The 4,264-nt window shown below is 73.8% G+C and carries 5 protein-coding genes; 4 read left to right on the plus strand and 1 reads right to left on the minus strand.

Annotation, left to right across the window (positions count from 1 at the left end; genetic code table 11):
- Nucleotides 1-37: 37 nt before the first annotated feature.
- Nucleotides 38-685: a 2-oxo-4-hydroxy-4-carboxy-5-ureidoimidazoline decarboxylase gene (locus tag CCN29_RS11485; protein WP_078592289.1), complete on the minus strand. Its 648-nt coding sequence runs from the start codon at nt 683-685 to the stop codon at nt 38-40.
- Nucleotides 686-843: 158 nt separating this feature from the next.
- Between CCN29_RS11485 and CCN29_RS11490 the strand changes: the two genes are divergently transcribed.
- The 4 genes from CCN29_RS11490 (at nt 844) to CCN29_RS11505 (ending at nt 4,223) form a co-directional block, all read left to right on the plus strand.
- Complete coding sequence (locus tag CCN29_RS11490) at nt 844-2,400, plus strand: beta-N-acetylhexosaminidase (RefSeq protein WP_086681443.1); 1,557 nt, start codon at nt 844-846, stop codon at nt 2,398-2,400.
- Nucleotides 2,401-2,508: 108 nt separating this feature from the next.
- Nucleotides 2,509-3,015 carry a hypothetical protein gene (locus tag CCN29_RS11495; protein WP_006133436.1) on the plus strand — a complete coding sequence of 169 codons (507 nt, stop codon included), beginning with the start codon at nt 2,509-2,511 and terminating at the stop codon, nt 3,013-3,015.
- A 107-nt stretch (nt 3,016-3,122) separates the two neighbouring features.
- The gene (locus tag CCN29_RS11500) at nt 3,123-3,692 is read left to right on the plus strand and encodes a hypothetical protein (protein ID WP_006133434.1); all 570 of its coding nucleotides are present in this window, start codon (nt 3,123-3,125) and stop codon (nt 3,690-3,692) included.
- Nucleotides 3,693-3,830: 138 nt separating this feature from the next.
- Nucleotides 3,831-4,223, plus strand: a complete 393-nt coding sequence (locus tag CCN29_RS11505; protein ID WP_006133433.1) for a hypothetical protein — start codon at nt 3,831-3,833, stop codon at nt 4,221-4,223.
- The last annotated feature ends 41 nt before the right edge of the window (nt 4,224-4,264 follow it).

Genomic DNA, 4,264 nt, shown 5'->3' on the forward strand with positions numbered 1-4,264 from the left:
GGGGTTGTTCGCGCCCACGCGGCGGAGCCGCACATCGTTACAGCCTCGCGCCCTCGAGGGCGTTTTTCAGACGTTCTCTGGCCAGGAGGCGGAGTTGGTCGCGGGTGATCGCTTGTTCGTCGTGGGGATCGTTCGCCAATCGTGACCGGATGTCCTCCAGGACGCGGTCCAGGACCTCGTGCTCGGGGACGCCGTCGAGGCAGATGACGAAGACGTGGCCGAACTTGGCCTCGTAGGCCGCGTGGGCGGCGTTCAGGGCGGTGTGGGCGGCCGAGTAGGCGTCCTCGGGGAGGGAGGGGAGGGGCTCGGAGGCCAGGGCCTCGGCGATCTCCTCCGCCGAGAGGTCGTACGTCGCCTCGTCCGCGGCCGCCAGGAGGGACGCCGTGTCGGGGTAGGGGCGGTGGCCGGCCACCAGCCGGGCCCAGCGGGCGCTGTGCAGGCAGGACAGCAGGGCGCGCTCGGCGTCGGGCCCGGGAGCGTCGTTGAACCACTCCAGCGGGGGCCGGGTTCCGGGCGCGCCGCGGGACTGTCCGGGTATGGCGACTCGGCCGGGGAGGTCTGGGAGTCGGTGCGCAGGCAGCGTGGGTCCTCGTGGGCGTCGCGTGTGTTTCGTTGGCAGATGCTGTGAAAGTTGTGACGTCACGTTATCGAGTGAGTCCGAGACGTGTCCGATCGGTACCCCCATTTCACCCGGACGGCAGAGTTTGAGAACGGCTTGTGGACGCTTCTCACCCGAACGGGTCGTACGTTGGCAGGGTGAGTCGGCACAGGCAGCACGGTCAGCGCGGGCGGCGTCCCGGTAGGCAGGCGGCGGCACGGCGGCGGAGGGTCACGGCCGTCGCGGTGGCCGCGGGGGCGGTGGTGGTGGCCTCCGGTGTGGGCCTCGGGCTGTGGGCCTCCGGGGACGACGACGGCGGGTCGTCGGCGGCCGCCCCCTCCTCGCCGTCGCCGACGCCGAGCCCCACCCGCAGCTACCCGCTGTCCGAGGCGCCGCGGACCATACCCGCCGTGCGCGAGCACACCGCCGAGCGCGGCCCCGGCTGGCGGCCCGCCTCCGGCCACCGGGTGGTGGTGTCCGACCCGGCGCTGGCCGACGAGGGCCGGCTGACGGCGCGGGAGCTGGGCCTCGCGTACGCGGGGGAGCGGGACGACGAGCGGCCGGGCGACGTGCGCCTGGAGCTGAACCGGGACGCGGGCGCCAACCCGGAGTCGTACACCCTGACCGTGCGCGGCGGGCGGGTCACCGTCAGCGGGCCGGCCGAAACGGGCGTCTTCTACGGCACCCGCACGCTCAAGCAGGAGATACGCGGCGCCGGCGCCGCCCCCGAGGGCGTGGTGCGCGACGAGCCCGCCAAGCCGCGGCGCGGCATGATGCTCGACATCGCGCGCAAGCACTACGACGCCGGCTGGATCGAGGACCGCATACGCGAGCTGGGCGACCTGAAGTACAACGAGCTCGGCCTGCACTTCTCCGACGACCAGGGCTTCCGCATCGAGTCCGACTCGCACCCGGAGGTCGTCTCGAAGGACCACCTGACCAAGGCGCAGGTCAGGAAGATCGTCGAGCTGGCGGAGAGCCGGCACATCACCGTCGTCCCCGAGATCGACTCGCCCGGACACCTCGGCGCCGTCATCGACGCCCACCCCGACCTCCAGCTGCGCAGGGCGAACGGCGAGGCGGTGCGCGGCGCCGTCGACATCGCGAACCCGAAGTCCGCCGAGATCGTCGACGACCTGCTCGACGAGTACGCGGGCCTCTTCCCCGGCGACCAGTGGCACCTCGGCGGGGACGAGTACCAGGCGCTGGTGGTGTCCGACCCCGAGGCGTCCTTCCCCGGCCTCGCCGCCGCGGCCCGCGAGAAGTACGGCGCCGGCGCCACCGTCGAGGACCTGACCACCGGCTGGCTCGACGACCGCGCCGCCACCGTCCGCGCCCACGACCGCGTCCCGCGCGCCTGGAACGACGGCTTCTTCTCCGGCGGGTCCGTGCAGGCCGACAAGGACATCCGGGTCGCCTACTGGACCGGCAAGGAGATCGGCGCGCGCGAGCCCGCGGAGTACCTGGCCGAGGGCCGCGACGTCATCAACTACAACGACGAGTTCCTGTACTACGTCCTCGGCGAGCCGCTCACCTTCGTCTACCCGACCGGCGAGCGCATCTACGAGCAGTGGACGCCGCGGGTGCTGCGCGGCACCACCCCCGTCCCCGCCCGGTACGACCGGCAGATCCTCGGCGGCTCCTTCGCCATCTGGGGCGACCTGCCCCGCTCCCAGACGCAGGAACAGGTCGCGGCGGGCATCCGGATGCCGCTGCGGGCCCTCGCCCAGAAGCTGTGGGACGCGGGCGAACCGCAGCTGTCGTGGGCCGAGTTCCGCACGCTGGCGGGCCGGCTGGGCTGACGGATTGCCGCGAACGCCTGCGAACCCCCGTACGGCTGTGGTGATGTTCTGGGCGAGCCGACGGCTCGGCGCGCCGGGCCGGGAACGACATGCGGGGGGAACCGGCACATGGGCTACTGGGGTTACTTCGTCGTGGGCCGCGCGGAGCTGCCGCTGGCCGGACGGGACGCGCTGGCCGGCGCGGGCGGGGACCTGACCCTGCGCACCGAGGCCCCGGACGGCTGGCAGGTGTGGGAACTGCCGGGCCGCGAGGGCGAGCTGGGCAGCATGAACGAGCTGGCGCGGGAGACCGGAGCGCCCGCGCTGTTCGGGTACGTCATGGACGGCGCGTGCGTGGCGGTGGAGGCGGCGTCCCCGGAGAGCGGGGTGTGGACGGCCTGCCTCGGCCGGGACGCGATGGCCGGGTACCTCGACGGGCGCCAGGAGGGGCTCACCGTCGACGACTACTTCCTCGAACCAGCCGACGCCGCCGAGCGGGCCGTCTTCTGGGCCGAGGAGGCCGGGCGGACGGTCGCCGCCGAGGAGGTCCTCCACGTGCTGACCGCGGACCCCGGGCCGATGGCCGAAAACCTTTTCTTCCGGCTGCTCGACCGGTTGCGCGTGGTGCCCGAGTGACACTCCCGGCTTGTCGCACGCAGTAAGGGGAAATGCGGGCTCCGTGAGGGACGAGGCACGTCACGGCCTCACCCGAGGGCCCGCGGAACCCGCAGAGGGAGGCGTGGATGAGCCTGGAGGAACTGATCGCACAGGCCGACGAGCGCGGACTGGCCGCCAGCGGGGTGGCTTGTTTGGATCGGTGCGTGCCGCTGCTGGGCGGTGACGACGAGGCGCTGCGGCCGCTGTGGGGCACCCTCGCGGGCGGTCCCGCCGACGGCGACTGGGGCGAGGTGCTCCGGCAGACGCGCGAGAAGCTGGACGCGGCGGCGGGCGAGGCGGCGGGCGGTTGTGCGGAGGAGGCGGCCCAGCTGGCGCGGGGCATGCTCGCCGCCGCCCCCGCGGACCGGTCCGGGCCTGCGCTGCGGGTGTGGGCCGACGGCTGCTCGGCGCACGCGCTGCGGATCCATCAGCTGCTCGACGGCGCCGACGACGCCGACCTGACCGCCGCGCGCCGCGAGGGCCGCACGGACGGCCTGTCGCCGCTGCTCGCCGCGGAGCTGCGGCGGCAGACCGCCGTCCTTGAACTCGTCGCCGCCCACGGCGCGGCGGGCCTGCGCAGCGCGCTGGAGGTCTCCACGGAGGGGCGCCGGGTGCTGCGCGCGGCGGTCTCGCGCCGCGGCCGGCGCGACGGCTGACGCACGGGAACGCGACGGCTGACGCACGGGAATGTGACTGTCCTGGGGCGGTCGTGCACCCGTTGTGGGAAGACGCGGGATCGGGGTGACGAAACGCTTCGCCGCAGCGCTCTCCTGAGTGTGACGACTGCGACGACTGTGACGACACAGCAGGAGACCAGGCCTTCGGCGGCGACGAAGCCGGTCCGCTGGGCGGCGGACGCGGTGGCGGCGATGCGCGAGGGGGCACGGATGCGCCTCGACTACTCGGCGCGCAGTCTGTGGAGCGTCGACCGGATGATCGAGGACATCCGCTCGGAGTCGGCCCCGTACGCCGCCGTGGAACTGGTGCTGCGCGGCTTCGGGGCCTACGCGGGCGAGGTGATCGTGCGCCAGGCCGGTGGCGAGTGGTGGGCCTCCGGCGGCGACCACTGGGTCCGCACCCCCGACGGCCGCCTCTGGGACCCCATCGACGAGGCCCGCCGCTGCTACACCCAGGACGGCTCCCTCCGGCTTCTGTGCCGGGACGCTACGGCGGGGGTACGGGGGTGATCCCTGCCGGGGGTGACCCCTGGCGGGGGTGACCTCGCGGA

This window comes from Streptomyces pseudogriseolus, assembly GCA_002154585.1.
GTDB lineage: Bacteria > Actinomycetota > Actinomycetes > Streptomycetales > Streptomycetaceae > Streptomyces > Streptomyces pseudogriseolus.

What these genes read in the sequence shown, in the direction of transcription:
- CCN29_RS11485 (WP_078592289.1), bottom strand. Translation starts at nt 685, where the DNA reads ATGGGGGTACCGATCGGACACGTCTCGGACTCACTCGATAACGTGACG.
- CCN29_RS11495 (WP_006133436.1), top strand. Translation starts at nt 2,509, where the DNA reads ATGGGCTACTGGGGTTACTTCGTCGTGGGCCGCGCGGAGCTGCCGCTG.
- CCN29_RS11500 (WP_006133434.1), top strand. Translation starts at nt 3,123, where the DNA reads ATGAGCCTGGAGGAACTGATCGCACAGGCCGACGAGCGCGGACTGGCC.